Source organism: Microbispora sp. NBRC 16548 (assembly GCF_030268985.1).
Lineage (GTDB): Bacteria > Actinomycetota > Actinomycetes > Streptosporangiales > Streptosporangiaceae > Microbispora > Microbispora catharanthi.
On the sequence record NZ_BSSF01000001.1, the window covers coordinates 908,195 to 933,555 of the forward strand.

Sequence of the window (25,361 nt, forward strand, 5' to 3'; positions counted from 1 at the left end):
GATGGGGGCGGAGCGGCGACGTAGTGTGGCGGCATGACGCTGGAGCTCGACGGCAGGATCGTGAAGATCACGAATCCGGACCGCGTGGTCTTCCCGCGGACCGGGCACACGAAGCTCGACCTGATCTCCTACTACCGGGTGGTCGCGGAGGGGGCGGTGCGCGGCGTGGCCGACCGGCCGGTGATACTCAAGCGCTTCGTGCACGGCGTCGACCGCGAGGCGTTCTTCCAGAAGCGCGCGCCCGCCAAGCGACCCGAGTGGGTGGAGGTCGTCGAGCTGAGCTACCCCTCCGGCCGCACGGCGGACGAGGTGGTGATCCGCGACCTCGCCCACCTGCTGTGGACGGTGAACCTGGGCTGCGTCGACCTCAACCCCCATCCCGTACGGGCCCATGACCTCGACCATCCCGACGAGCTGCGGATCGACCTCGACCCCGTGCCCGGCGTGGGCTGGGAGCAGATCGTCCGGGTCGCCCTCGTCGCCAGGGACGTGCTGGAGGAGCACGGCCTGACCGCCTGGCCCAAGACGTCGGGCTCGCGCGGATTCCACGTCTACGCCCGCATCGAGCCGCGCTGGACCTTCCGCGAGGTACGGCGGGCCGCCGAGGCCGTGGCCAGGGAAATCGAGCGCCGGGAGCCGGACGTCGCCACCAGCCGGTGGTGGAAGGAGGAACGGCAGGGCGTCTTCGTGGACTACAACCAGAACGCCCGCGACCACACCGTCGCCTCCGCCTACTCCGTACGGCCGACCGGCCTCGTCTCGGCCCCGCTGGCCTGGGACGAGGTGCCCGGGTGCCGGCCGGAGGACTTCACGCTCGCGTCGATGCCCGACCGGTACGCCGGGGCGGGCGACCCGTGGGCCGGGATGGACGAGCGGGCGGGGTCCCTGGACGCCCTGCTGGAGCTGGCCGAGGCCCAGGGGCCGCGGCCGGACAGGCCCGCCGCCCCGCCCGGAGGGGGGCGGCGTCAGTCCGTCATGCCGCTCGTCGAGATCGCCAGGGCCGCCACGCGGGACGAGGCGATGGCCGGGCTCGAACGATGGAAGGCCCGCCATCCCGGGGTGGCCCGCCTCCTGCAGCCGGCCGACGTCCTGGTCGACTCGATGCGCGGGCGCAGCTCGACCTGGACGAGGATCAGGGTCAACCTCCGCCACGTCCCCGAACCCGACCGCCCCGGCCAGGAACCGCTGGAGGTCGACTACGACCCCTGGGCAGGGCCGTAGACCTCCCACAGCTCGCCGAGGAAGAACCGGCAGAAGCGGGTCACGGCCGCCGTGCCGTCCGGCCCGGCCGTACGGAAGGTCGTGAGCATCCGCACGAGGTCGGACGGCATGATGCGCAGCGTCCCCGCGGCGACCACGGCGGCGTCCTCGTCCCCGTCCTCCTCGACGTGCCCCTCAAGCAGGCGGGCGTGCAGGGTGGAGGTGTCCAGCCACAGGCGGGTCGGCCTGCCCGGCAGGATCTCCTTGTGCCCGGCCAGCGTGCGGGGGCGCCCGTCGGCGTCCCAGAAGCGCAGGCGGTAGCACATGCGCCGCTGCCCGGCCGTCTCCCCGGGAACGAACAGGTTGAACGAGCCCCGGGCGATCGGCCGCCTGCCCCCGCACAGGTCGGCCTCGATCCAGCCCTCCGCCCTGGCCTCGTGCTCGGGCTCGGTGAGGAAGCGGTCGATGTCGTCGATCGTGATCGTGAGACGGAAGGCGAACGGGCATCCTCCGGCTCCACTCCCGCGGGCCGTCCCGCCGGGCGGGCCGGGCTTCAGGAGCCCCCGCATCTCCTCCACGAACCACAGCGAGGTCCGGCCCTCGAACACGCTCGGCTCGTCCGCGCGTCCGGCGGCGAAGGGACGGCCGCCGGAGACGGCCGTCGGCTCCGGGACGGCCTGCGTTTCCGGTGTTCCCATCGTCTCCTGAACCTCCACAGCGCCGACCTCCACTGCGCCGACCGGCACCGCACCGGCCGGCACCGCACAGTCAGGCACTGCGCCGGCCTGCGCCGCCGGCCGCGCCGCCGCTGGCCGCGCCGCCGCCGTCCCCACCGGCACGGCCTCCGCCCCCACCTCGATCGGCGGCACGGCGGACAACGCCGCGGTCTCGACCCCCACGGCCTCGACCCCCACGGCCTCGACTCCCGTCGAAGGCGCGGCGAGGGACGCGCGGGACTCCAGGATCCGGGTGCTCATGCGGTCGGCGAGCGCGGCGATCGTCAGCGACGGGTTGGCGCCGACCGGCCCCGGCAGCGCCGCGCCGTCCGCGACGTACAGCCCGGGGAAGCCGAAGACCTCTCCGTACGCGTCGCAGACCCCCTCGCCCGGATGGCGGCCCATCGGCGCGCCGCCCAGCGGATGCACGGTCATGACCCGCCTGCGCCACCACGGCGGGCTGTCGGCGTACTCCGCGCCGAGCACGTCGCCGATCCTGCGCATGATCGCACGCAGCCGCTCGTAGTAGTCCTCGCTGGTCTCGGTCGTCCAGTCCACGTCGAGGCGGCCGTCGCGCAGGCGCAGCCTCCCGTCGGGGACGTCGCGGCCCATGCCGAGCAGCGGCAGCGAGGTGCCCGACAGCTCGCCCCGGCCGATCAGGTCGGCGAACTCCGCCGACAGGTTGGTGTCGTGGGTGAGGATGTTGCGCAGCCGCCGCAGCAGGAACCGGGCGACCCTGCCCGGCCCCATGTCCGCGCCCTCGACCAGGTAGTCGACGAACTCGGGGTAGCCGCCGTCCTCGATGTAGGCGCCGCGCCCGTCCGCGCCGTCGTCGAGCCGGATCGCGCTGGTGATGACCGGCCCGCGGCTCGCCCGGATGGGCCGGGTCCTGCTCCGGTCGGTGGCCCGCAGCAGGAACGCCAGCATGTCCCCGTTGCCGCAGAAACGGCTGCCGATCGTCCCGCTCAGGCCGGGGAAGGCCGCCCGGTTCTTCAGCAGCAGGTATGACGTGCCGTACGTGCCGGCGGCCAGGACGAGCCGGTCGCAGCTGATCGTGTGCGGCCCGGTCCACCGTGGCGGCCCGTCGCCGTCCTCGTGCGCCTCGTCCCCGCGCGGCATGTGCTCGACGTACTGCACGTCGTAGCCGCCGCCCACGCGCGGCCTGATGTGCCGCACCTCGTGCAGCGTCCGCAGGTCGGCGCCGTGGTGCCGGGCGGCCGACAGGTAGGTGTGGTCGAGGCTGTTCTTCGCGCCGTCGTTGCAGCCGAGGTCGCACTCGCCGCACAACCGGCACGTACGGCGCGGCACCCCGTGCAGGTTGCCGTACGCCGGGCCGGTGAGCGGCACGCCCTGGCAGGGCTGCGCCCCCGGCGACGGCGCGAAGCTGACGGCCAGCGGCGGAAGCCGCCAGTCGAGCCCCAGCTCGGCCGCCGCGTCCCGCATGGCGAGCGTCTTCAGCGTGTCGTCGAAGCCGGGATGGCTCAGCGGGTAGGGCGAGACGCCGATCATGCGCTCGACCGCGTCGTAGTGCGGTTCGAGGTCGGCCCTGGTCACCGGCCACGACTCGTAGCCGCCGCCGGGCAGCGCCTGTTCGTGGACGAACCAGTCCTCGTCCTTGCGCAGCATCACGTTGGCGTAGATGAGCGAGCCGCCGCCGAGGCCGCTGGCGACCACCGAGTCGCAGTCGGAGAAGCTCCAGATGTCGAACATCCCGTACAGGCCCTCGGCGGGGTCCCAGAAGGCGCGGCCGAGCTGGGCCGGGCCGCGCGGGAATTCGCCCGGCGCGTACGCCCTGCCCCGCTCAAGCACCACCACAGACAGCCCGGCCTCGGCGAGGCGGCAGGCGGCGACCGCGCCGCCGAAACCCGAACCGACCACGACCGCGTCGACGTGTTCCATAGATGTCTCTCAGTGACGCGGTCAGCGACCGCTGTGTCGCTTCAGGAAGTCGAGGATGTGCGGGAAGACGTCCCGGTGCGCGTTCTTTCCGATCAGGGGGTCGATGTGCCCGTAGCCGGGCAGGATCCGCAGCTCGTGCCGCCCCGGCGCCGCCTTCGACAGGACGTGGTGGCAGACGATGTTGGAGTCGGTGAAGACGTCGTTGTGGTCGCCCGTCACGAACAGGATCGGCGTGTCGACGTCGGCCGCGTTGACCAGGTAGTCGTCCGGCAGCGCGGCGAACCTCGGGTCGCCGGTGTCGTACTTCACCGCGCGACCGGCGGCCACCATCTTCCGCACGTGCCGGTAGTAGTGCAGGTCGCTGGCGCCGTTGAGGTCGGCGAGCCGCTCATGGAGGTGCGTGCTCGGCGTCAGGTTCCCGTGGCGGTACATCGCGGGCCTGCCGCTGCCCCACATGAAGCTCTGCATGTGGCAGGCCGCCTCCCGGCACTCGGGATGGAAGTAGGAGAGGGCGCGGGCCAGCAGCCACCGCCGCGTCAGCGGGGGCGCGTCCCTGAACCGCGGGTCCAGGTAGGACAGGCCCGTGCCGTACTCCAGCAGCGCGGGACCGAGGGCGAGCTTGAGGCGGGCCCAGGGGTGCACCCGGGGCGTCAGCGCGACGCTGTTGGCCACCACGCTGGCGATCCCGCTCACGGCCCCGGAGAACAGGCTCATGTGGAAGGTCACCGACCCCAGGCAGTGGGCCACCACGTGGATCCGCCGCGCCCCCACGTGGCGGCGGATCTCGCGCAGTGCTGCCGGGTGGTCGTACTGGGCGATGTCGTCCAGCGTGTGCCTGCGGGTCTCCATGGTGTACGGAAACCTGTTGCTCATCCGGAAGTCCAGCGCCCACACGTCGCCGAACCCGCTGTCGTGCAGGAACCTGACCAGGTTCGTGTGTTCCGGCATGATGAACATGTCGCTCGACGAGGTCAGTCCGTGCACGAGCAGCACGACGTCGTCCGGCGCCCCCTGCGCCGGCGTGTCGTGGCTGCGGAACCGGGTGAGCTGTAACCCCAGCTCGTCCTCGGTGGCGAACGGATGAACCGTGACCTCGGCGTCCCGCACGCCGTCGAGCGTGAACCGGGGTATGCGGTGTTCCATTCGATCGCCTTTCTGCCCGGGGCTACGATCCCAGGACCAGCCATAGCGGCGACATCGTGGAAAACCCGTACTTGTCGGCACTCACCGCGTGAGGGCGGTCGCCACGCCGACCCGGGAGGTGACCTCCAGCTTGGTGAAGATCCGCGACAGGTGCGTCTCCACCGTACGGACGCTGAGGAAGAGCCGCTCGGCGACCTGCTGGTTGGTCAGTCCCTCGGCGACCAGCAGCGCCACCTCCAGCTCCCGGGGGGACAGCCCGAATCTGGCCGCCTCCCCGCCCGCGGCCGTGGTCGCGCCGCCGCCCACCCGTACGCCGAGGCGGCGCAGCTCGCGCTCGGTGCGCGCCTTGAGCGCGCGGGCGCCGCAGGAGTCGAAGACCTCGGCCGCGGCACGCAGGTTCTCCCTGGCGCGGCTCCGGCCGCCAGGCGTCCCGAGGTGCGCGAGCCCGGCGGTGAGCAGGGCCCGGCCGGCGTCGAGCCGCCGCTCGCCCGCGGCCAGCAGCCGGGCCGCCTCCTCCGCGGCCGCGGCCGCCGCGGACGGGTCCTGACGGGACAGCGCGTGCGCGCGGGCGAGCGCGGCGAAGCCGCAGTAGGCCGGCAGGCGTGGTTCCTCCAGCCGCACGGCGAGCGCCGCCCACTGCGCCGCCCGCGCGGACGCCTCCGTGCCGGCCTCAGTGCCGGCCTCTGTGCCGGCCTCCGTGCTCGTCTCCTGGGAGGCGTCCGCGTAGGCGAGCGTCTCGCACGCCTGGAGCAGCGTCCCCGGGTCCACCCGCGGCGACTCGAACCGGTTGCACGCGTCCAGCACCGCCTCGACGCCGTCCGCGAACCGGCCCGCGTTGACCAGGGCCTGTCCCCGCGCGTAGCGGGCCGTGGCCTCCCAGGTCTCGCCCGCCCCGACGCCGCACCGCACGGCCTCCTCGCCGGCGCGCAGGGCCGCCTCGTCGTCGCCGCTCCACGACTCGGCCAGGCAGAGCTGGGTGAGCGCGAAGACGAGCTGCTGGCCGGAGTCGAGCAACCGGGCGCCCTCGACGGACTCCTCCGCGGTGGCCCTGGCCTCCGCCAGGCGGCCCGTCGCCACCAGCGTCTTGGCCCGGCCCGCCAGCAGGTTGGTCAGGATGTAGGTCTGCCCGGTCGACCGTGCGACGGCCGCCGCCCGGTCGAAGTGGCGCAGCGCCTCGCCGTACCGGCCCAGGTAGGACTCGGCCCAGCACAGCCAGGCGATGGCGTCCAGCCACTCGGACAGGTGCTCGTCCGGGGCGTCGGCGAGCAGCTTGCCGGCGATCTCGGCGTAGCGCAGCGCGTCGTCCGTACGGCGGGCGGCCAGGGCGGGCATCGGGCGCAGCGCCGCCACCGCGACCGCGAGCCCGGGCTCCCAGTCGTCGGCGGTGTCGGGCATCAGGTCGAGCACGGCCTGGGCGGCCCGGAAGTCCACCCGCATCATGCTCTCGGCGACCAGGCGCATCCGCATCGGGACCGCGGCGGCCGCCCGCGGGTTGGGCATGCGGCTCAGCTCGTCGAGCAGCAGCGCCCTGGCCTCCTGCGGGCGGTCGAGCTGGCGCTCCATCAGCGCGCAGACACGGGCCGCGCGACCCCTGCGGGGGTAGTCGTCCTCGGGCAGCATGCGCAGCAGCGCGCGGGCGGTGTCGCGGCCCTCGGCCAGCCTGCCGCTGATCCCCTGGGCCCAGCTCAGCTCCAGCATCAGGGCGAGCCGGTCCTCCCGGGCCGCGGCGTCGTCCGGCATGAGCCGCAGCGCCGCCTGCAGCCAGTGCGCCGAGGTGGCAGGCGCGTGCGCGGTCACCGCGCGGGCCGCGGCCACCAGCACCTCAACCGCCGGCTGGTCGCCGAACGACCCGGAATGCTCCACGTGGTGGGCCTGTACGGTCGCCGGGGCGCCCAGCTCCGCCAGGTGGGCCGCGATCCTGGCGTGCGCGCCCAGGCGCCAGCCCGCCGCCGCCGACTCGTAGACGGCGCGCCGCACGAGGGGGTGGCGGAAGCGGAACCGCGCGCCCACGCTGCGGACGATGTCGCGTTCGACCAGTTCGTCCAGCGCGGCCAGCGTGGCGGCAGGCAGCACCTCGGCGGCCACGGCGGCGACGGCCGGCTCGAACTCGTCGGCGGCGACCGCGGCGGCCTGGGCCACCAGCAGCGCGCCGGGGGACAGGTCGCCCAGCTCGACCTGGAGCGCGGCGAGCACGGTCGGCGGCAGCTCGGTCACGTCGGTGCCGTCCATCCGGGCCAGCGCCTCCAGGTAGAACGGGTTTCCGCCGCTGGCCTCGTACAGCGCCATGCCGCGTCCCCTGCTGACGTCGGGGCCGAGGAACTGCCGGACCTCGGCCGCGCTGAGGGGACCGACCACGACCTCGTGCCCGCGCGGGCCGGCCGCCGCGGCCAGCCTGGCCACGCGCGGGGCGGCCTGGGCCGGACGGTAGGCCACGGCCATCAGCACCGGGCCGGCGGGCGGGTGCCGCACGACGTGGTCGAGGAACTCGAGCGTGCCGTCGTCGGCCCAATGGACGTCGTCGAGGACCAGCAGCAGGCCGGTGGGCCCGGCCAGCGCGCCCACCAGATGCCGTACGGCCCGGTAGAGCCGATATCGGGCCAGGCCGCTGCGGTCGTCGGCCAGCGCGGGCTCGTCGCCGGCCGGGGCTCCGTCGGCGGCGAGGCCGGGGAAGACGCCCGACAGCAGGGCGGCCTGCCCGGACCCCACGGTCCGGGCGACCTCCTCCCGGCGCGCGTCGAGATGGTCGTCGAGCGCGTCCACCAGTGCGCTGTAGGGGAGCATCTGCTCGTACTCGGCGGCGCGTCCCCACAGCGGGGTGAAGCCGTCCCCGCCGGCCATCGCCGCGAGCTCGCCGAGCAGCCGCGTCTTGCCCGCGCCCGGCTCGCCGGCCAGTGCGAGGAACTGGAACCCGTCGCGGCGGCTCGCGGCCATCGCGCCCCGCAGCGCGGTCAGCGCGTCCCGCCGTCCGACGAGTGGCACGGACGTGCCCGTGACGACCGAACCGGCCGTGCGTCCGTCCATTCGCACCCCACACGCGAACGCGCGGGCCGCCCCCGCCGGCCGCGCCGACAACACCCAGTAAATGCACTTTACAGATCACGAGACCCGGACAGGGGGCCGGTCCGGCATTGACACCCTATGGAAAGTATTCGAAAAGGAACCGGTCAGTTCGGGCGATTCCGGGATCAGGGGCGCATGGCACCGGGTACGGGACGCGTCGTTCACACATCGTCACCGCGGAGGTGCCAGGTGCTGGACCGGATCGCCGATCCCAGGGGGCGGCGCACGCCGTACGGACCTCCCGACGCGGTGGAACGGCTGGCCGCGGCCCTGCCGAGCCACATGCGCGACGCGCTCCCCCCGGTCATCCGCCTCGGCAGCCCCTGGCCGGTGCGTGTGGACGTGTTCCCGGAGGACGGCGTCGCCGAGCCGGACGTCGAGCGCTGGGTTCCCGCCGTCTCCGCGGCGGGTTCCAACGGCGACGCCCTCGACCTGGCCGTTCGCGGCGGACGGGTCGTGGGCGTGCGCGGCCGGGCCGGTGACCGCGTCAACCACGGCAGGCTCGACCCCCGGGAGTGGCACGCCTGGCAGCCGCGCGCGGGCCGGCTGACCCGCCCACTGGTGCGCGAGAACGGGAGGCTGGTCGAGGCGACGTGGGACGTCGCGATGGACCGCGTCGCCGCGAGGTCGCGGGAACTGCTCGCCCGCCCCGGCGGCTGGGGCCGCCTCGCCTTCCACACCGGCACGCGGCTGTTCCTCGAGGAGCACTACACCCTCGCCGTCATCGGCAAGGCGGGGATCGGCACCCCGCACATGGACGGCGACACCCGCTGGGGCGCGGCGGCGGCCGCGGCCGCGCTCGCGGCGAGCTTCGGCACCGACGGCCAGCCGGGCTCGTGCACCGACGTGGACCACTGTGACGCGCTCGCGCTGTGGGGACACGACTGCGCCGCCACCCATCCCGTGCTGTGGGAGCGCATGCTCGACCGGCGGCTCGGATCCAGTCCGCCCGCCATGATCGCGGTGGGCCCGGAGGGGACGGCGGCGGCCAGGGAGGCCGACGTCCACCTCGCCGTGCGTCCCGGCACCAACGTGGCCCTCCTCAACGGCCTTCTGCACGAGCTGATCGCCGGTGGCTGGCACGACGCGGCCTACGTCGCCGCGCACACCGTGGGGTTCGAACGGCTGTGGCGCATCGTCGAGGCCTACCCCGCCAAACGGGCGGCGGAGATCTGCGCGGTGCCGGTCGGGCAGATCGAGCAGGCCGCCGAGATCCTGGGCGCGGCCGAACGGCTGGTGTCGGCCGTGGGCCCGGCCTTCCTGGGCTCCAACCAGGCGACCGCCGCCGCCTGCCAGGTCAACAACGTCCACCTGCTGCGCGGCATGCTCGGCCGTCCGGGGGCCGGGCTGTTCCAGCTCGGCGGGCCCGGGTGCGACGCGCTGGAGGCGGGATCGGCCGCGGACCTGCCCGGGCTGCGCAACTGGGCCGACGCGGGGCACGTGCGCGAGCTGGCGGACCTGTGGAACGTCGACCCCGCCGTCATCCCGCAGTGGGGGCCGGCCACGCACGCGACCCAGATCCTCAGGTACGCCGAGGAGGGCTCGGTCGGGCTGCTGTGGATCACGGCGTCCGATCCGGCGGCCACGATGCCCGGCCTCGACCGGATCCTCGCGAGGGAGGACCTGTTCGTCGTCGTCCAGGATCCGTACCTGACCGAGACCGCGCGGCTGGCCGACGTGGTGCTCCCGGCGGCGGTCTGGGGCGAGAAGACCGGCACCGTCACCGGCGCCGACCGCACGGTGCACCTGTGCGAGAAGGCGGTCGAGCCGCCGGGGGAGGCCAGGGCGGACCTCGACATCCTGCTCGACTACGCGCGGCGGATGGACCTGCGCGACCGGGACGGCCGGCCGCTCGTGCGCTGGACAGACGCGGAGTCGGCGTTCGAGGCGTGGAAGGCGTGCTCCAGAGGCCGTCCCTGCGACCACACCGGGATCACCTACGACCGGCTGCGGACCGGCGGCGTCCAGTGGCCCTGCACGCCGTCCAGCTCCCACGGCATCGAGCGTCTGTACGCCGGGGGCCGCTTCGCCACCGGGCCGGAGGACTGCCAGACGTTCGGGGCCGACCTCGCCACGGGGGCCGAGTACGGCGAGGAGCGGTACCGCGCGGAGAACCCCGGGGGACGGGCCTTCCTCCACGCCGCCGACTTCGAGCCGTCTCCCGAGGTCGCCGACGACGAGCACCCCTTGGTCCTCGTCACCCGCCCGGGGCCGCGCCGCTTTCCGGCCCGGCCGGCCCGTCTCGGCGACGCCGTGCCGGAGCCGTTCCCGGCCGAGCCGCGCCTGGAGGTCCACCCCGGCGACGCCGCGGCGCTCGGCGTCGAGGACGGCGACCTCGTCCGGGTCGAGTCGCCTCTCGGCGTGCTGGAGGCCGTCGCGTGCCTGTCGGGCGTACGCCCGGGGGCCGTGGTCCTGCCGCTCGACGGGCAGGGCGAGGCCGTGACGCGGGCGGTGGCGGAGCTGACGCTCACCGGGTGGGACCCGGTGTCCCGCCGGCCGCTGCGCACGCCCGCGGCTGTCCGGCTGGTGAAGGCCGGGCGGCGCGGGGAGGCCGCCGTGGGGGAGGGACTCTACTCGGCCGCCGCCACGCGCCTCGGCTGCGGTGTGACCGCGCGGCCCGAGGTGACGGCCGCAGCCGGAGGAGGGGAGGCGCCGGAACGATACGAGGAGGTCTGACGTCCGCGATCGCCGGAGACGAGGTGGGTCGGCCTACCGGAAGGAAGCGACGAGACATGATCCTTGCAGGCACACGCACCGCTTGGGGGGACGCCGCCCGCGGATGGGACGATCCGTGAGCGAGCATCTGGCGCGCTACCTGGAGACGCTGTCCCGCACGCAGCACGCGCTGTCGTCCGGATTCCGCGCGCTGCGGCGCGGCCATCCCCGGGAGCCGGATCTGGGCGGCGTCTGCGAGCGCCTGGCCGCGCAGTGCGGCGACCACGCCGAGCGGCTGGAGCCCTTCCTGCGGCGGTACCGCGCCGGGGGCTCCCGCGCTCCGCTTTCCGGGGAGCCGCGTGCGGTCGAGGCCGGGCCGAGGACGGCGGGGCTGCGGCCGCCCGGCCTGGAGGTGCCGCGCCTGGAGGCGGCGGGTTTCGACGGGTTCGACGCCGCGGGTTTCGACGCGGGTCATTTCGATCCGGGTCATTTGGATCCGAGTCATTTGGATCCGGGGGGCCTGGAGACGCCGGACCTCCAGCGCGTGGTTCGCGGGGCAGGGGAACGGGAGCGGGCGGGCGCCGAGGGCGCGGACGCGGGGCCGGGCCGGCGCCCGCGCGCGACGCCCGGGCGAGGCGGGGACGGTGGCGGCCTCGCGCTGCTGCGGGACCTGCACGGGCTGTACCTCCTCGCCACCGAGTGCGACCTGTCCTGGAGCGTCGCCGCGCAGGCCGCCCGCGGTCTCAGGGACGACGAACTGCTCGGCCTCACCCGCCACTGCGCCTCCGAGACGGCCGTCCAATTGCTCTGGCTGCGCACCCGGATGCGGCAGGCCGCGCCGCAGGTTCTCGTCGTCTCGTGACATGCCCCGCGTTAGGGAAAATGGCGACAAAGCCCGTCATTAAGCGGAAATCCAGGTGATCGTCATAGGATTTCGGGAAAATGGATTGTGCTCATACAGGGCAATTGATAGAAGATTATCTCGGCGCCGGAACCGGCAGAGATCGGCCGCGCTCATCGTGGTACCGGTGCTCATGGCGGGGGCGTACCGGTGGCGGCGGGAAAGCTTCGCCCCGAAAGGCGAGCGCGCCGCGCGTTCGCCGGCGCTGGCCGCATGTCCCAGCAGCCGGCGCCGGCGCGAACGACCGCAGGAGCGAGCGCCTACCCGCGCTAGGCCACGCCGGAGAGCGTCACCTCCCTGGCCATGATGGGCCGGTCGAGCGCGTCGTCGTGGCCCGCCCGGCCGGTCAGTCGGCACGGGCGTTCGGCGGCGGCGCTTTCCGTTTCGTACGGCCACTGGCGGCCGGAACGCCGAAGGCCGGATCCGCTGGGATCCGGCCTTCGAGTCGTGGTGGACGATACTGGGATTGAACCAGTGACCTCTTCCGTGTCAGGGAAGCGCTCTCCCGCTGAGCTAATCGTCCGTGCCCGGATGTCGTCCGGGCTCCGAGCGGAAGACGGGATTCGAACCCGCGACCCTCACCTTGGCAAGGTGATGCTCTACCACTGAGCCACTTCCGCAGCCATCGCTCGGGTTTCCCCGGCGACGCGTGAACAACTCTAGCGGATCCCCGGGGGTGCCGGTGCCAACTGCCTCCGATCCCCGTACGCGGACGCGCCGCGTGGCCGAAGCGTGGCGAGACGTTGACCTGCGGGGCGGGCCGCGCGCAGGATGAGGCCGCAACCGTAGGCAGGAGGGGGTTACGTCATGGCGAAGGTGCTGATCATCACCGGCGACGCCGCCGAGGACCTGGAGGTGATGTACCCGTACCAGCGGCTTCTCGAGGAGGGCTACGAGACGCACATCGCGGCGCCGTCCGCCAAGAAGCTGCAGTTCGTGGTGCACGACTTCGTCGAGGGCTTCGACACCTACACGGAGAAGCCGGGCCACACCTGGGCGGCCGACGTGGCCTTCGCCGACGTGAACCCGGACGAGTACGCCGCGCTGGTGATCCCTGGCGGGCGCGCCCCCGAGTACATCCGCGGCGACCGGGACGTCCAGGAGATCGTCCGCCACTTTGCCGACGCCGGCAAGCCGATCGCCGCGCTCTGCCACGGGCCGCTGGTGCTCGCGGCGGCGGGGGTGCTGAAGGGCCGGGAGAGCAGCGCGTACCCCGCCTGTGCGTCGGACGTCGAGAACGGCGGCGGCACGTGGGTCGACAGCGAGGCGCACGTCGACCAGAACCTCGTGACCGGGCGGGCCTGGCCGGACCACCCGGCGTGGATGCGCGAGTTCATGAAGATGCTGCGCGCCGCCGCCCCGGCGGCCTGATCCCCGCTCAGCCCGCGGGTGTCCAGAAGGGATCCCGGCCGATGAACCCCAGCATCCTGATCTGCGGGCCCGCGTCGTCCGGCACTGCGACCGTGGGACCGTAGTGGCCGGATGACCGGATGGCCTCCTCCGCCTGCTCCAGCCCGGCCAGCAGCCGCGCGCAGAAGTCCGGGTCCAGCCGGTCGTCCTGGCCGGTGGCCCGGGCGAGATCCCAGGTGTGCATGAACACGTCGGCGGTGTAGAACCGGTCGATCGCCTGGTCAAGGGGCAGGGCGCCGGTATGTGGATTGGCCAGGGTCCGGCAGGCCGTCGCAGGGTCGTCCAGCAGCGCCTGCACGGCCTCGCAGTGGACCCGCCACGCTCCGACGGGGTCCTCGTCCACCGAGGGCCCCTCGGACAGTTCGGGCAGGTCGACGCCCGCGCCGGCCGAGAGGAACCCGGGGAGCCACTCGGTCAGATGCCGCACGATGTCGCGGGCGGTCCAGCCGGCGACGGGGGACGGCGCGTCCCAGGACCGGGTCGCCCGGACCCTCTCGGTGAACAGCCGGCCGACCTGCCGGTGTCGCTCCGCGGGGTGGTCGGACAACGTCATCGTCGATCGAACTTCAACGCCAGCTGATCGAGTACGCCGGGCAAGATCGCCATAACATGGCATTCAACCCAAAAGATCAAATCACCGTGTTATTTCCTCACAGCTTCATTACGCGAGAAACTTGCTCTGCCGCGTCCCGAAGTCGGCCCAGCCGTGGGTGGCGACGATGCTGCGAACCGTCTTCGAGCAGCCGGACGCCGCCTCGGTCTATGCCCAGCACCGCCATGTCGTGGAGGCGCTGGAGGCCAAGTATCCGGCCGCCGCCGAGCACCTGGACCAGGCCAGAGACGACACCTTGGCGTTCACCGCGTTCCCCAAGGCGGTGTGGCGGCAGGTGTGGTCCAACAACCCCCAAGAGCGGCTGAACAAGGAGATCCGCCGCCGCACCGACGTGGTCGGCATCTTCCCTAACCGGGAGGCGATCCTCCGGCTGGTCGGCGCGGTCTTGGCCGAGCAGAACGACGAGTGGACCGAGCAGCGCCGGTACATGGGGCGGGAGATCCTGGCCGAGTGCCGGAAGAAGACCAACTCCGAGAACGAGACAAACGATGCTAAAGCGAATATTGAGGTGATTGCCTCTTAAAAGTCCACCGGGTTACGAGTGGCCTTCTCAAACACCACCTCTCCGGGCGTGGCCCGCCGAACTCCTGTCCCCGGCCGCGGGCAACAACGCAAAGCTCGCCGCCTGGCTCACCGACGCCCGGGCCGCCAACCTGCCCCACCTGCACGGCTTCGCCAACGGCCTCGAACTCGACCGCGAGGCTGTGAACGCCGCCATCACCTTGCCGCACCACAACGGCCGAACCGAAGGCGTCAACACCCGAACCAAGAGAATCATGCGGCAGATGCACGGGCGCGCTGGGTTCGACCTCCTGCGCCATCGCATTCTCCTGCACTGAAGATCACTGAGCGCCACCACCGATTACGGGACAGAGCCGTTGGCTGGACATTCCCTAACAACGTGATCCCTCGCGTTCATGGCACCTGGCCAGCACTCGCTGCAGCGGGAGTGCGTCGGGTCGAGGAACTTATCAAGGCCATGCTGGTTGACGTCGATACTCACGTTGACACCGAGCTCCCCAGCAGAATCGCTGACCGTCTGAGCGCTCTCCGGCGGGTGTTTAACGACGACCACGTGCTCGATCAGCTACAAGGACTCACGATCCTGCGCGCAGGCCGGCTTCGGGTCTCCTACCGCGCCGACCTCTTCGGCTACCGAGATGAGACTGGTCCGGAAGGTGTAGACGCGATCTACCTGCCTGACGAGGGGCATCTCGTGTACGCGGACGGGGCATCCGACCGAGCACTCGCACGAGAACTTGCCCGGGCCATCGCGCCCGACGACGACCCCGGTCCACTCGCCCTGCGGCTTGAGCCAATCCTGAGTGCTGCGGTACGGCGAGCGGCTCACCGGTGCGCGGCCGGTCTCTCCCCGGCCTGAGCCCGACCCGAGCCCAACCCGGGCGCGAAACGGTCTGACGGCGCGCGGCCTACGGGTGGGCGTCCAGGGCGATGTACTTCTCCTCGAGGAATTCGAGGATGCCGTCGAAGCCGCCCTCCCGTCCGAGTCCGCTCTGCTTCACGCCGCCGAAGGGCGCGGCCGGATCGCTCACGACTCCGCGGTTGATCGCGACCATGCCCGCCTCCAGCCGGCGGGCGACGGCCATCGCCTCGCGTTCCTCGCCGAACACGTAGGCCATCAGGCCGTAGACGGTGTCGTTCGCCATGCGTACCGCCTCGTCGACGTCGTCGTACCGCACGACGGCCACGACCGGGCCGAAGATCTCCGTCGAGCTGATCCGCGAGCCGTGCCGTACGCCGGTCAGCAGCGTGGCGTCGTAGAAGGCGCCGTGCTCGGCGGACTTCCCGCCGTGGACGAGCCTCGCCCCCTCCTCGACGGCGCCGTCCACGAGTTCGGCGACCTTGTCCCGCTCGGCGACGGAGACGAGCGCCCCGACCTGCCGTGAGCGGTCGAGGCCGGGCCCGACGGACAGCGCGGCCAGTTCCGCGGTCATCCGCTCGACGAACTCGTCGTGCCGCGAACTGTGCACGTAGATACGGTTGGCGGCGGTGCACGCCGCGCCGCCGTTGCGCATCTTGGCCAGCAGCGCGCCTTCGACGGTGACGTCCATGTCTCGGCCCCGGGGAGCACGATGAGCGGCGCGTTCCCGCCGAGTTCCATCGAGGCGCTGACCACGGTGTCGGCGCAGGCGTGCAGCAGGTCGCGCCCGACCTCGGTCGAGCCGGTGAACGAGAGCTTCCGCACCTCCGGCCGGTTGATCATCTTAGCGACGAGGGGTCCGGTCGGCACCGGCGTCACCAGGTTCACCACACCGGCGGGGACGCCGACACGCCGCAGCACCTCGACCATGTACGCCGCCGTCAGCGGGGTCTCCCGGGCCGGCTTGAGGACCGTCGTGCATCCGGCCGCCAGCGCGGGGGCGAGTTTGCGCGTCGCCATTGCCGCGGGGAAGTTCCAGGGTGTGATCAGCAGGGCGACTCCGATCGGCTGCCGGTCGACGATGATGCGCTTGTCACCGGCCGGCGAAAGGCGATAGTCGCCCGGAATCCGCACGGCCTCCTCGGCGAACCAGCGGAAGAACTCCTTGGCGTAGTTCGCCTCCCCGATCGCGTCGGACCAGGACTTCCCGTTCTCCCGCACGATGATCTCCGCGAACCGCTCGACCTCGGCGGTGAGGATCTCGTAGGCGGCGCGGAGCAGTTCGCTCCGCTCCCGGGGGGCGGCGGCCGCCCAGCCCTCCTGCGCGTTCGCGGCCGCGTCGACGGCGGCCATGCAGTCGTCCTCGGTGGCGGCGGCGTAGCGGGCGATCACGGTCAGGTCGGCGGGGTCGACGACGTCGAAGCGCTCGCCGCCGCCGCCCGGGCGCCACTCGCCGTCGATGAAGAGGTCGGCGAGGTAGGTCATGGGTCGCTCCGTTCGGTGAGGTCGCCCGTGTAGGCGTGTTCGAGGATGTCCAGCAGCGTGGCCGATGGCGCCGGTATCGGCGCGATGGCGATCAGCCGCGTGGAGCGCGACGCGAGCTCGGCGAGCTGCGGCAGCTGCTCCCGGGTGATCCCGATCTCCTGGAGCGACGCCGGCACCCCGATCACGCGGTTGAGCGCGACGATCGAGGAGATGGCGTCCCCGGCCCTGCCGTCGTCGGTGGCCGCAGTGGACCCCAGGGCGGCGCCGACCGCGGCGATCCGCTCGACGACCTCGGGTTCGGACAGGCAGGCCTGGAGCACGTACGGCAGCAGCAGCCCGGTGCCGAGCCCGTGCGGCGTCTTGGTGAACGCGCCGATCGGGTACTGCAGGGCGTGCGAAAGGTGCGTGCCGGTCGCGCCGAAGCAGACGCCGGCGAGCAGGCTGCCGAAGGCGACCTCCTCCCGCGCCCGGCGGTCGCCGGGTTCGCCGACCGCCACCGGCAGCGACGGGCCGAGCCGCTCCACCGCGCGCAGCGCCATGGCGTCGGTGAACGCGTTCCTGCCGGTGAAGACGGGAAGCCCGCCGTCCCACGACTGTTCGAGCCGGGCCGCCGTGAACGACTCGACCGCGTGCACGAGAGCGTCGATGCCCGCGAACGCGGTCACGCTCCGGGGCGCGCCGAGGGTGAACTCCGGGTCGACGATCGCGGCGACGGGGATCAGGTACGGGCTGGAGATCCCGACCTTCGTCTCGCGCTCGGGGTCGGACACCACGGCGACCGGGGTCACCTCCGACCCGGTGCCGGCGGTCGTGGGGACGGCGACGAGGGGCAGCACGGGCCCCGGGACCAGGTTCTCCCCGTAGTACCGGCTGAGCGGCCCGCCGTGCGTGACGAGCAGCCCGACCAGTTTCGCGGCGTCGAGGGCGCTTCCGCCGCCGGCGGCGAGGATGACGTCGGGCTCGTGCTCGCGCGCGAACGCCGCCGCGTCGTCCAGCGACTCGGTCGGGAGCTCCGGCCTGATGTCGCTGTAGACGGCGACGTCGAACCCGGCGGCGGTGAGCCCCGCGACCGTCTCGCCGAAGATCGGGGTCTCGATCAGGAACGGGTCGACGACGGCGAGCACCCGGCGACCGCCGAGACCCAGCACCTCGCCCAGTTGCGCGCGTGACCCGTAGCCGAAGTGCACGCGCGCCGGCAGCCGGAGCGTCCCGGCCGGGATGTCCATCAAAGCCTCCCGAGGGGGCCGTCGCCTTCAGGCGACGGGGGAATCGGGAGCGGGAGGGCCGCCAAGGCCCGAGCATGCCCTGACAGAGATGATGGTGATGAGCACCTCCCGGTGAGGTCTGACCCAAGCCCTGACTGACTTCGGGTCTTCAACGGGCTGTCAGGTCCGCGCATCACAGATGTCCTTCCGGGTTTTGTCGGCGCCAGCCGATATCGTGGTGTTGTCGTTACCGGACGTGATGGGAGGTGGGTGTGCGCAGGTCGTTCAGGTTCCTGCTGCGCCCCACCGTCCGGCAGGCGGCGGCGCTGGCGGCGTTCCTGGAAGACCACAGGCAGCTGTACAACGCCGCCCTGGAGCACCGCCGTACCGCCTACGCCAAGGCGGGCGTGACCGTCCGGTACGGCGACCAGTCCGCCGACCTGAAACTAAGCGCCGGTCGAGAGCTGATCGCGGTGAACCCCGCCGACACCTCCCGCACGTGCGCCCGCTGCGGCCACGTCGCCAAGGAGAACCGCGTCACCCAGGCCGAGTTCGCCTGTACCGCGTGCGGGCATGCCGCGCACGCCGACGTGAACGCGGCGATCAACATCTTGAGGGCAGGGCTTGCCCTTCGTGAAGCTGCGCAAGCGGCCTAGCGAGAAGCCGCTCCCTTCAGGGAGTGGAGGAGTCACCATGTTTCTCCTGCCGCTGCGATTACTTGATCGCGAGCGCGTTCGGCGGCGAGCCCACCCCGCCGACGAGGTTCAGCGGCTTGCACGTGAGGAAGAACTCGTAGACCCCGTCGGCGGCGCAGTCGGCGGCGAGGTCGTCGAGCTTCCACAGCTCGCCCATCGCCATGCCGAGCAGCGCGATGAGCGGGCGGTGCAGCATTCCGCTGTGGTCCACGCCCCGCTCCGGGGGCCGGTCGTGCTCGGACCGGAAGTCGGACTCGAGCACGGGGTCGGCCTCGACGGCCGGGTTGTCGCCCGCGACGAGCGCGATCTGGCGGTCCCAGAGCCAGCGCAGGATCGACTCCCGCTGGGCCAGCCCCGGCGACTTGTTGCGCCGGTTGAACTCGACGCGTTCCTCGGTCGACTTGGCGACGTAGTTCTCGGCCCACCCGGTGCGCAGCAGCAGCAGGTCGCCGCCCTGCCAGGTGACGCCCTGCGCCGCGGCGATCGCGTCGAGGGTCACGTCGTCGAGCGCGATCGTCTGCTCGCAGTCGTACGGCCGGCCCTCCCGCTCGAAGAAGCGGGGCACGTCGAGCAGGACGCCGCGCCCCGCGATCCCCGACTGCGCCCAGTTGTGGATGCCGAGCGCCGTCGAGCCCTCGTTGTTCTCCTCCGCCGGAAGCCCGCCGTAGAAGCCGTGCCTGGGATGCCCGATGTGCCGCAGCGCGTCGAGCTGCGAGGTGGACTGCAGGTAGAAGGAGTCGAGCCAGTCGTCGCGGTGGAACTCGTTGTTGGCGAAGACGTGGTGCTCGGTCCGCCGCCTGGTCCCGGTCGGGTACGGCTCGAAGGCGTTGACCGGGTAGTCGAGGTTGAACCGGCGCCCGGTGCGGACCAGGCGGGCCGCCGCGGCCACGCGCTCGGGGGTCAGGAGGTTGACGGTGCCGAGCTGGTCGTCGCGTCCGAAGACGTCCCAGCTCGACCCGGCGACCTCGGCCTCGGCGAGCTCGTCATAGTTCGGCAATACGTTTCCTCTCTTGGCCGCCGCCCAGTTCGTCGCTGAGCATGGCGGCGGTGCTAAGGAGCTTGGTGAGGGCCTGCGATCCGGGCGAGAGGTCGGCCATCTGGTCGGCTCCGAGCACCGCCACGGTGGCGCAGATGCCGTACTCGTCGTACACGGGCGCCGCCGCGGCGAACAGGCCGTCGGGGTGGCTCGTGATGCTGTAGCCGTTGCGCCGGGCCATGTAGACCCCCGCCTCCAGCTCCGACCGCCTGGCGGCCGACATGCCCTCGGTGGCGCGTTCGAACGCCTGCTGGTCCTTGCAGGCGAGGAAGACGCGCAGTTGCGAGGAGTTGTGGTCGAGTTGGGTGCCGGAGTGGACCGTCACGACGAGGGTGCGGCTGAGGTCCTCGTTCACGAGCGCCACAACCGGCCCCCGCGCGCCCCAGACGCCGAGCACCGACGTCATGCGCACGGTGGCGGTGAGCTCCGCCAGGTACGGCGGCGCGATCTCCACGACGCGCCGCCGCCCCAGGGCGTAGATCCCCAGCTGCACCATCAGGCCGCCCAGGACGAAGGTGCCCCTGCGGTGCCCACGCTCCAGAAAGCCCGCCGTCACAAGCGAGGCGCAGTACCGGTACGCCGTCGTCCGGTTCAGCCCCAGCCGCTCGGCGACCTCCGCCGCCGTGAGCTCCGTCGTATGCGGGCCGAAGAGCGCGCAGATCTGCCCGACCCGCTGGACCGCCTGGATGTCGGAGCCGGAGGCCTCGCCGCTCACGTCAATGTTCGCCATGGCTGAACTCTAGTTCACATGGAAAACTTGACAGTGGGCGCGAGGCGAGCGTGTGAGACAACTCTCAGCTCACCAGCCAGTTGTTGAGCTTGGTCGTGACCTCGTCCCAGTGCTGGGAGTACCACTCGATGTCCTGGACCACGGTCTTGCCGGTGTTCGCCGGCCCGTAGACCTCCACGGCCTTGCCGTTGTCGGTCAGGTTCGGCTTGGCCTCGAGGTTGACCGGCACGGTCCCCAAGATCTCGGTGATCTTCGCGACCGGCCCGGGCTGCACCAGCGACCGCAGGAAGTCCTGCGCGGTCTCCTTGTTCTTCGAGCCGAGCGGCACGGCGAGTGCGTTGACCGACACCACGGTCGTGTCCCACACGATCTTAATGTTCTTCTTCTCGTTCAGCAGCGCGATCAGCCGCGAGTCGGACAGCAGGAACATGTCGACCTGGCCGGAGGCGGCCGCCTGCTGCAGCGCGCCCACGTTCGGCGCGAAGAGGGTGTCCTTGCGGATGGTGGCCCACTTGTTCAGGGCGCGGTCGACGTCGAGCGGGTAGAGCTTGTCGGGCGCGACGCCCTCGGCGAGGAGCGGGTACTCCAGGATGCCGTTCTGCAGGTTGGTGATGACGCCGCGCTTGCCGGGGAACTTCGCCGTGTCGAAGAAGTCCGCGAGCGTCTTCGGCGCCGTCGCCGGGTCCGGGAACTTGTCGGCGTTGTAGGCGAACGGGCTGGCGTTCCCGAAGTTGCCGACGTAGCACTCGCCGATCGCGTTGGGGACGAAGTCCTTGGTGTTCAGGTCGCCGAGGTTCAGCTTCTCGAACAGCTTCCCGCAGTGCTGCGTCGCCGCGGCGGGCGCCACCGAGACGACGTCCCACTGGACGACGCCGGAGGTGACCTGCGCCTTCACCTGGGCGACGTCGGCCGGCGAGGAGTTGACGAAGGTGACGTTGGGGTGCGCCGCGGTGTAGGGCTCCTGGAACGCCTTGATCTGCGCGTCCTGGCCCGATCCGCCGTAGGAGACGTAGGTGAGCCGCACCTGCCCGCCGGCCGCGTCCGAGCCCGCGTCGCCACCGCCGCCGCCGCAGGCGGCGAGCAGCAGCATGGCCGCGGTGAGACCGGCGCCCGCGAGGACGGTTCTTGATCGAGATTTCATGATCTTACCTCTCAGAAGGAGTCTGCCGCCAAAATCGTTCGCAATGCGGTCAATGGACCCCGAGATGCGCACACGGTATCCGAGTCGCGTCCGACAAGTACAGAGTCCGCACCTAGATCGTTTATATTTGTGCGATAAATGAAATCTGAGTTCACGATGCGGTCTTACCGGACGTCAGAGGGCATGCGAAAGAAACGCGCCGCGAAACCGATGGCGGCCGCGTTTCCCGGCGCTTCAGGCGAGTGGAATGACGGAAAACCCCGGCGGTCAGGCCGCGACGATCCGCTGCGCCCCCGGCCTCCACCAGGCCACGATCTCGTCGCCGATGGCGTAGTCGCCGCGCAGCGGGCTGACCCGGGTACGGCCCGGCAGCCCCCGCCGGCCCATCGCCAGCAGCAGCGTCCGGTACGAGCCCATGTACTCCACGTCCCGGACGACCGCCCGCACGGCGTTGGCCCCGGGCGGCACCTCGTCCCGGCGGGCCGCGACCTCGACGTCCTCGGGCCGCACCACGATCGCGCTGCCCGCGCGCACGCCGGGATGCGCGGCGACGGTGGCGGGATCGACGCCCCAGCTCTCGCCGTCCCAGACGATGCTCCTGTCGAGAGCCGCCTGCCCGAGCTCGAAGACGTTCGAGTCGCCCAGGAACCGCGCCGTGAAGAGGGTCTCCGGCTCGGCGTACAGCTGCTGGGGCGTGCCGATCTGCTCGATGCGCCCGTTGTTGAAAAGCGCGATGCGGTCGGAGAGGTTCATCGCCTCCTCCTGGTCGTGCGTCACGAAGACGAACGTGGACCCGACCTCGCGGTGGATGCGCCGGATCTCCGCCTGCAGCGCCGAGCGCAGGTTGCGGTCGAGTGCGCCGAGCGGCTCGTCCAGCAGCAGCGCCCTGGGCTCGAACACGATCGCCCGCGCCAGCGCGACCCGCTGCTGCTGCCCGCCCGACAGCTGCGAGGGGTGGTTGTCGTCGCGCCCGGTGAGCTGCACGAGCTCCAGCACCTCGGCGACCTTCCGGGCGATCTCCCGCTTGGGGACCTTGCGCTCCCGCAGCGGATACGCGACGTTCTGCGCCACCGTCAGGTGCGGGAACAACGCGTAGTTCTGGAACAGCATGCCCAGGTTGCGCCGGTGCGGCGGCACGTCGCTCACGTCGGTCCCGTTGAGCGCGATCGTGCCGGCGGTGAGCGTCTCGAACCCGGCGATGAGGTTCAGGGTGGTCGTCTTCCCCGAGCCGCTCGGCCCGAGGAACGTCATGAACTCGCCGGGCCGGATCGTCAGCGAGATGTCGTCCACCGCCGGGGCCGCGAGCCCGAAGTCCTTGGTGACGCGGTCCAGGCGGATCTCGGTGCCGCTCGGAGTCCCGGGCGACGATCCGGTGGCCTTCACCGTCGTCGAAGGTGTCGTCGTCATGGTTCTCCTATCGGCGGCGAGCCCTGCCGCGGAGCAGCTGGGGCAGTAGGAAGATGATGGTCACGGCCACGACCATCAGGCTCGACGCCGCCGAGATCGTCGGGTCGATCTCGACGGTCACGCTGTTGTACATCTGCACGGGCATGGTCTGGAACACCGGCGACCGCAGGAACAGCGCGAGCACGACCTCGTCGAACGAGACGATGAACGCGAAGATCGCGCCGGTCAGGATGCCCCGGCTGATCAGCGGCATCGTCACCCGGACGAACGCGCGCGACGGCGAGGAGCCGAGCGACGAGGCGGCCCGCAGCAGCTGCGGGTCGAAGCCGCCGAGCGCGCCGGTGACGGACACCACCACGTACGGCACGGCGATCGCCGTGTGCGCCAGCACGTACCCGAGCACCGTGCCGGTGAGCTGCCAGCCGAGGAAGGCGATGTACACCGCGACCGCGACGACGATCGCCGGGGCGACGATCGGCACCATCAGCAGCGTCCGGAGGAACCGGGCCACCCTCCCCTGCATCCGCGACAGCGCCACCGCGGCGGCGGTCCCCACCGTCGTGGCCAGCACCGCCGTGAGCGTCGCGACCAGGAACGAGTTGCCCAGGGAGTTCAGCCAGGTCGGGCTGGTGAAGAAGTTCTCGTACAGCCGCCAGGTGAAGCCCCGCGGCGGGAACTCGAACGTCGCCGCGTCGCTGAAGCTCATCGGGATGACGAACAGCGTCGGCAGGATGAAGAAGATGACGACGACCCCGCCGAACGCCTTGAGCCACCACGGGATCGGATCGACCTTCGTGTACCGTCGGCGTCCGGCAGCCGGGCCACTGGCCGTCGCCGGGCTGCTGGTCATCGCTGGGGTGCTGGTCATCGACGGCCTTCCGTTCGACCGGCCGCGACCACACCGATCGCGGACATGGTGCCACCCATCCGGTTCGCCCATGCCACGAGCACGAGCGTGACGACGAGAACGAGCATGCCGAGCGCCCCCGCGGCGGCGAAGTCGAGCAGCAGGGTGGTGCGCTGCGCGAGCAACTGGGCGACGAGCGACTCCTGCGGCGACCCGAGCAGCGCCGGGGTCACGTAGAACCCGAGGCTGAGCGTGAACACCAGGATCACCCCGGCCATCACCCCGCCCCGGGACAGCGGCCAGTACACCTTCCAGAACGCCGCGGTCGGGGAGGAGCCGAGCCCCCGCGCGGCGAGCAGCAGCCTGCGGTCGATGGCGCCCAGGGTGCTGAACAGCGGCAGCACCATGAACGGCAGCATCACCTGGGTCATCGCGATCGTCACGCCGACGGTGGTGCCGTAGAAGACGACGTCGTCGGCCCCGAAGAACTCGAACAGGCTCTGCACCGGCCCGCCGTCCTGCAGGATGATGATCCACGCGAAGTTCCGCGCCATCACCGACGTCCAGAAGGGGATCAGCACGATCACCAGGAGGATGCCGCGCGCGCGTGGGCTCACCCGGGTCATCAGGTACGCGTACGGGTACCCGATCAGCAGGGCGGCGGCCGTCACCGTGGCGGCGGTCACCGCCGTGCGCCAGAGCACGGTCAGGGTCACGCCGTCGGTGAAGAGGTTGCTGTAGTTGCTCAGCGTCCACCCGGGGGTCGAGACGCTGCGGATCAAAGTGTCGGCCAGCGGCACCAGCAGGATCCCCGCCAGCAGGGCGAGCGCCGGTACCAGCAGGGGCCAACTCGGCCATCGGATCTTGTTCGAGGACATCCTCGTCCCCCTCCAGCTTGTACGGCTCAGGCGGTCAGTAAAGCAAGCCGTTGTTCATATCACAATTACTGTGTCCGTATCGTGAACATTCAACGGCTAGGCGCTGTACCCGCCGTCCACCGGCAGGACGACGCCGCTGATCTGGCTCGCGCGGTCGCTGAGCAGCCACGCCGCCGCATTCGCCACCTCGATCGTCGTGCCGGCCTTCCGCAGCGGAACCGCGGCGACCCGGCGCTCCACGGCCGCCGGGTCGTCCTGCCGCCACTTGACGAACATCGGCGTCTCGGTGGGGCCGGGGGCGATCACGTTGACCCGGATGCCGAACGGCCCGTTGTCGTGCGCCGCCGTACGGGTGAAGCCGATCACCGCGTGCTTGGTCGCCTGGTACGCGCCGAGGCCCGTGTTGCCGCGGAACCCGCCCACGCTGCTGGTGTTGACGATCGACCCGCCCTTGTCGCGCATGGCGCGGATCTCCTCGCGCAGGCACAGCCACACGCCCTTGACGTTCACCGCCATGATCCGGTCGAAGTCCTCCTCGGACACCTCGTCGAGCCGGCCGAGCTGGTTGATGCCCGCGTTGTTGAACGCGCCGTCGAGCCGGCCGTATCGGGCGAGGGTGTCGTCGACGAACCGCGCGACGTCGGCCCCGACGCTGACGTCCCCCACGGTGTAGGCGACGTCGTGACCCGCGGCGGTGAGCTCCTCGGTGAGCGCGGCGAGGGTGTCCCGCGACCGCGCGGCGACCATGACGGAGGCGCCCTCCTCGGCGAAGACCCGCACGGAGTCGGCCCCGATGCCGGTGCTCCCACCGACCACGAGGACGACCTTCCCGGCGAGCAGCCCGGTTCCGGGCGCGGGGCGCGCTCCTGGGTTGTCGGACAAGATCTCTCCCTCTCAGTTTCGCAATTGGGGTAAATGGTGCATAGCCCCCGATCCGGCGCTGACCCCGGGGTGGCGGG

Annotated in this window: 19 protein-coding genes, 2 tRNA genes and 2 pseudogenes; 7 read left to right on the top strand and 16 right to left on the bottom strand. The window is 71.8% G+C overall.

Annotation, left to right across the window (positions count from 1 at the left end):
• Nucleotides 1-33 precede the first annotated feature (33 nt).
• The gene (gene ligD, locus QSK36_RS04060; RefSeq protein WP_285781384.1) at nt 34-1,221 is read left to right on the top strand and encodes a non-homologous end-joining DNA ligase; all 1,188 of its coding nucleotides are present in this window, start codon (nt 34-36) and stop codon (nt 1,219-1,221) included.
• On the opposite strand, the gene QSK36_RS04065 is transcribed toward ligD, so the two are convergent.
• From QSK36_RS04065 to QSK36_RS04075, 3 genes are all read right to left on the bottom strand, one after another.
• Nucleotides 1,197-3,815 carry a GMC oxidoreductase gene (locus QSK36_RS04065; protein WP_285781385.1) on the bottom strand — a complete coding sequence of 873 codons (2,619 nt, stop codon included), beginning with the start codon at nt 3,813-3,815 and terminating at the stop codon, nt 1,197-1,199. The genes ligD and QSK36_RS04065 overlap by 25 nt on opposite strands.
• A 21-nt stretch (nt 3,816-3,836) precedes the next feature.
• Nucleotides 3,837-4,958, bottom strand: a complete 1,122-nt coding sequence (locus QSK36_RS04070) for an alpha/beta fold hydrolase (protein WP_285781386.1) — start codon at nt 4,956-4,958, stop codon at nt 3,837-3,839.
• 81 nt (nt 4,959-5,039) lie between these two features.
• Nucleotides 5,040-7,979 carry a helix-turn-helix transcriptional regulator gene (locus QSK36_RS04075; protein ID WP_285781387.1) on the bottom strand — a complete coding sequence of 980 codons (2,940 nt, stop codon included), beginning with the start codon at nt 7,977-7,979 and terminating at the stop codon, nt 5,040-5,042.
• Between the two features lie 228 nt (nt 7,980-8,207).
• Between QSK36_RS04075 and QSK36_RS04080 the strand changes: the two genes are divergently transcribed.
• Nucleotides 8,208-10,694: a molybdopterin oxidoreductase family protein gene (locus QSK36_RS04080; RefSeq protein WP_285781388.1), complete on the top strand. Its 2,487-nt coding sequence runs from the start codon at nt 8,208-8,210 to the stop codon at nt 10,692-10,694.
• Nucleotides 10,695-10,809: 115 nt separating this feature from the next.
• Nucleotides 10,810-11,535 carry a hypothetical protein gene (locus tag QSK36_RS04085; protein WP_183536792.1) on the top strand — a complete coding sequence of 242 codons (726 nt, stop codon included), beginning with the start codon at nt 10,810-10,812 and terminating at the stop codon, nt 11,533-11,535.
• Nucleotides 11,536-12,022: 487 nt separating this feature from the next.
• Here QSK36_RS04085 and QSK36_RS04090 read toward each other — a convergent pair.
• Together QSK36_RS04090 and QSK36_RS04095 are read right to left on the bottom strand one after the other, a co-directional pair.
• Nucleotides 12,023-12,097: transfer RNA gene (locus QSK36_RS04090), tRNA-Val, on the bottom strand.
• A gap of 25 nt (nt 12,098-12,122) precedes the next feature.
• A tRNA-Gly gene (locus QSK36_RS04095) sits at nt 12,123-12,194 on the bottom strand.
• Nucleotides 12,195-12,381: 187 nt separating this feature from the next.
• On the opposite strand from QSK36_RS04095, the gene QSK36_RS04100 reads away from it, so the two are divergent.
• The gene (locus tag QSK36_RS04100; protein ID WP_183536794.1) at nt 12,382-12,945 is read left to right on the top strand and encodes a DJ-1/PfpI family protein; all 564 of its coding nucleotides are present in this window, start codon (nt 12,382-12,384) and stop codon (nt 12,943-12,945) included.
• 7 nt (nt 12,946-12,952) lie between these two features.
• Here the strand turns inward: QSK36_RS04100 and QSK36_RS04105 are convergent, their stop codons facing one another.
• Complete coding sequence (locus QSK36_RS04105) at nt 12,953-13,537, bottom strand: TIGR03086 family metal-binding protein (RefSeq protein WP_285781389.1); 585 nt, start codon at nt 13,535-13,537, stop codon at nt 12,953-12,955.
• 106 nt (nt 13,538-13,643) lie between these two features.
• Between QSK36_RS04105 and QSK36_RS04110 the strand changes: the two are divergent.
• Together QSK36_RS04110 and QSK36_RS04115 are read left to right on the top strand one after the other, a co-directional pair.
• A pseudogene (locus QSK36_RS04110) lies at nt 13,644-14,120 on the top strand (transposase); the annotation flags it as partial.
• 55 nt (nt 14,121-14,175) lie between these two features.
• Nucleotides 14,176-14,436 (top strand): annotated as a pseudogene (locus QSK36_RS04115) (transposase); the annotation flags it as partial.
• Nucleotides 14,437-15,027: 591 nt separating this feature from the next.
• Here the strand turns inward: QSK36_RS04115 and QSK36_RS04120 are convergent.
• The 3 genes from QSK36_RS04120 to QSK36_RS04130 are packed head-to-tail and all read right to left on the bottom strand — an operon-like array spanning nt 15,028 to nt 17,689.
• Nucleotides 15,028-15,633, bottom strand: a complete 606-nt coding sequence (locus tag QSK36_RS04120) for an aldehyde dehydrogenase family protein (protein ID WP_285781453.1) — start codon at nt 15,631-15,633, stop codon at nt 15,028-15,030.
• Nucleotides 15,549-16,463, bottom strand: a complete 915-nt coding sequence (locus QSK36_RS04125) for an aldehyde dehydrogenase family protein (RefSeq protein WP_285781390.1) — start codon at nt 16,461-16,463, stop codon at nt 15,549-15,551. Before QSK36_RS04125 ends, QSK36_RS04120 begins: the two co-directional genes overlap by 85 nt.
• Complete coding sequence (locus QSK36_RS04130; RefSeq protein ID WP_285781391.1) at nt 16,460-17,689, bottom strand: iron-containing alcohol dehydrogenase; 1,230 nt, start codon at nt 17,687-17,689, stop codon at nt 16,460-16,462. Before QSK36_RS04130 ends, QSK36_RS04125 begins: the two co-directional genes overlap by 4 nt.
• 251 nt (nt 17,690-17,940) lie before the next feature.
• On the opposite strand from QSK36_RS04130, the gene QSK36_RS04135 reads away from it, so the two are divergent.
• The gene (locus QSK36_RS04135) at nt 17,941-18,324 is read left to right on the top strand and encodes a zinc ribbon domain-containing protein (protein ID WP_285781392.1); all 384 of its coding nucleotides are present in this window, start codon (nt 17,941-17,943) and stop codon (nt 18,322-18,324) included.
• A gap of 58 nt (nt 18,325-18,382) precedes the next feature.
• Here the strand turns inward: QSK36_RS04135 and QSK36_RS04140 are convergent, their stop codons facing one another.
• The 7 genes from QSK36_RS04140 to QSK36_RS04170 all read right to left on the bottom strand — a co-directional run bounded on the left by QSK36_RS04140 (nt 18,383) and on the right by QSK36_RS04170 (nt 25,284).
• Nucleotides 18,383-19,360 (bottom strand): cyclase family protein, encoded by a 978-nt coding sequence (locus tag QSK36_RS04140; protein WP_182908851.1) that lies wholly within the window; start codon nt 19,358-19,360, stop codon nt 18,383-18,385.
• Nucleotides 19,347-20,129, bottom strand: a complete 783-nt coding sequence (locus tag QSK36_RS04145) for an IclR family transcriptional regulator (RefSeq protein WP_183536806.1) — start codon at nt 20,127-20,129, stop codon at nt 19,347-19,349. The genes QSK36_RS04140 and QSK36_RS04145 overlap by 14 nt, the downstream gene beginning before the upstream one ends.
• Before the next feature lie 64 nt (nt 20,130-20,193).
• Entirely contained in the window at nt 20,194-21,270 is a 1,077-nt protein-coding gene (locus QSK36_RS04150; RefSeq protein ID WP_183536808.1) for an extracellular solute-binding protein, read from the bottom strand.
• 267 nt (nt 21,271-21,537) lie between these two features.
• Nucleotides 21,538-22,677, bottom strand: coding sequence for an ABC transporter ATP-binding protein (locus QSK36_RS04155; RefSeq protein ID WP_169987435.1), 1,140 nt, complete (start codon nt 22,675-22,677; stop codon nt 21,538-21,540).
• A gap of 7 nt (nt 22,678-22,684) precedes the next feature.
• Entirely contained in the window at nt 22,685-23,545 is an 861-nt protein-coding gene (locus tag QSK36_RS04160; RefSeq protein WP_285781393.1) for an ABC transporter permease, read from the bottom strand.
• Nucleotides 23,542-24,402 carry an ABC transporter permease gene (locus QSK36_RS04165; protein ID WP_169987433.1) on the bottom strand — a complete coding sequence of 287 codons (861 nt, stop codon included), beginning with the start codon at nt 24,400-24,402 and terminating at the stop codon, nt 23,542-23,544. The genes QSK36_RS04160 and QSK36_RS04165 overlap by 4 nt, the downstream gene beginning before the upstream one ends.
• A 96-nt stretch (nt 24,403-24,498) precedes the next feature.
• Nucleotides 24,499-25,284 carry an SDR family NAD(P)-dependent oxidoreductase gene (locus tag QSK36_RS04170; protein ID WP_183536810.1) on the bottom strand — a complete coding sequence of 262 codons (786 nt, stop codon included), beginning with the start codon at nt 25,282-25,284 and terminating at the stop codon, nt 24,499-24,501.
• Between the last annotated feature and the right edge of the window lie 77 nt (nt 25,285-25,361).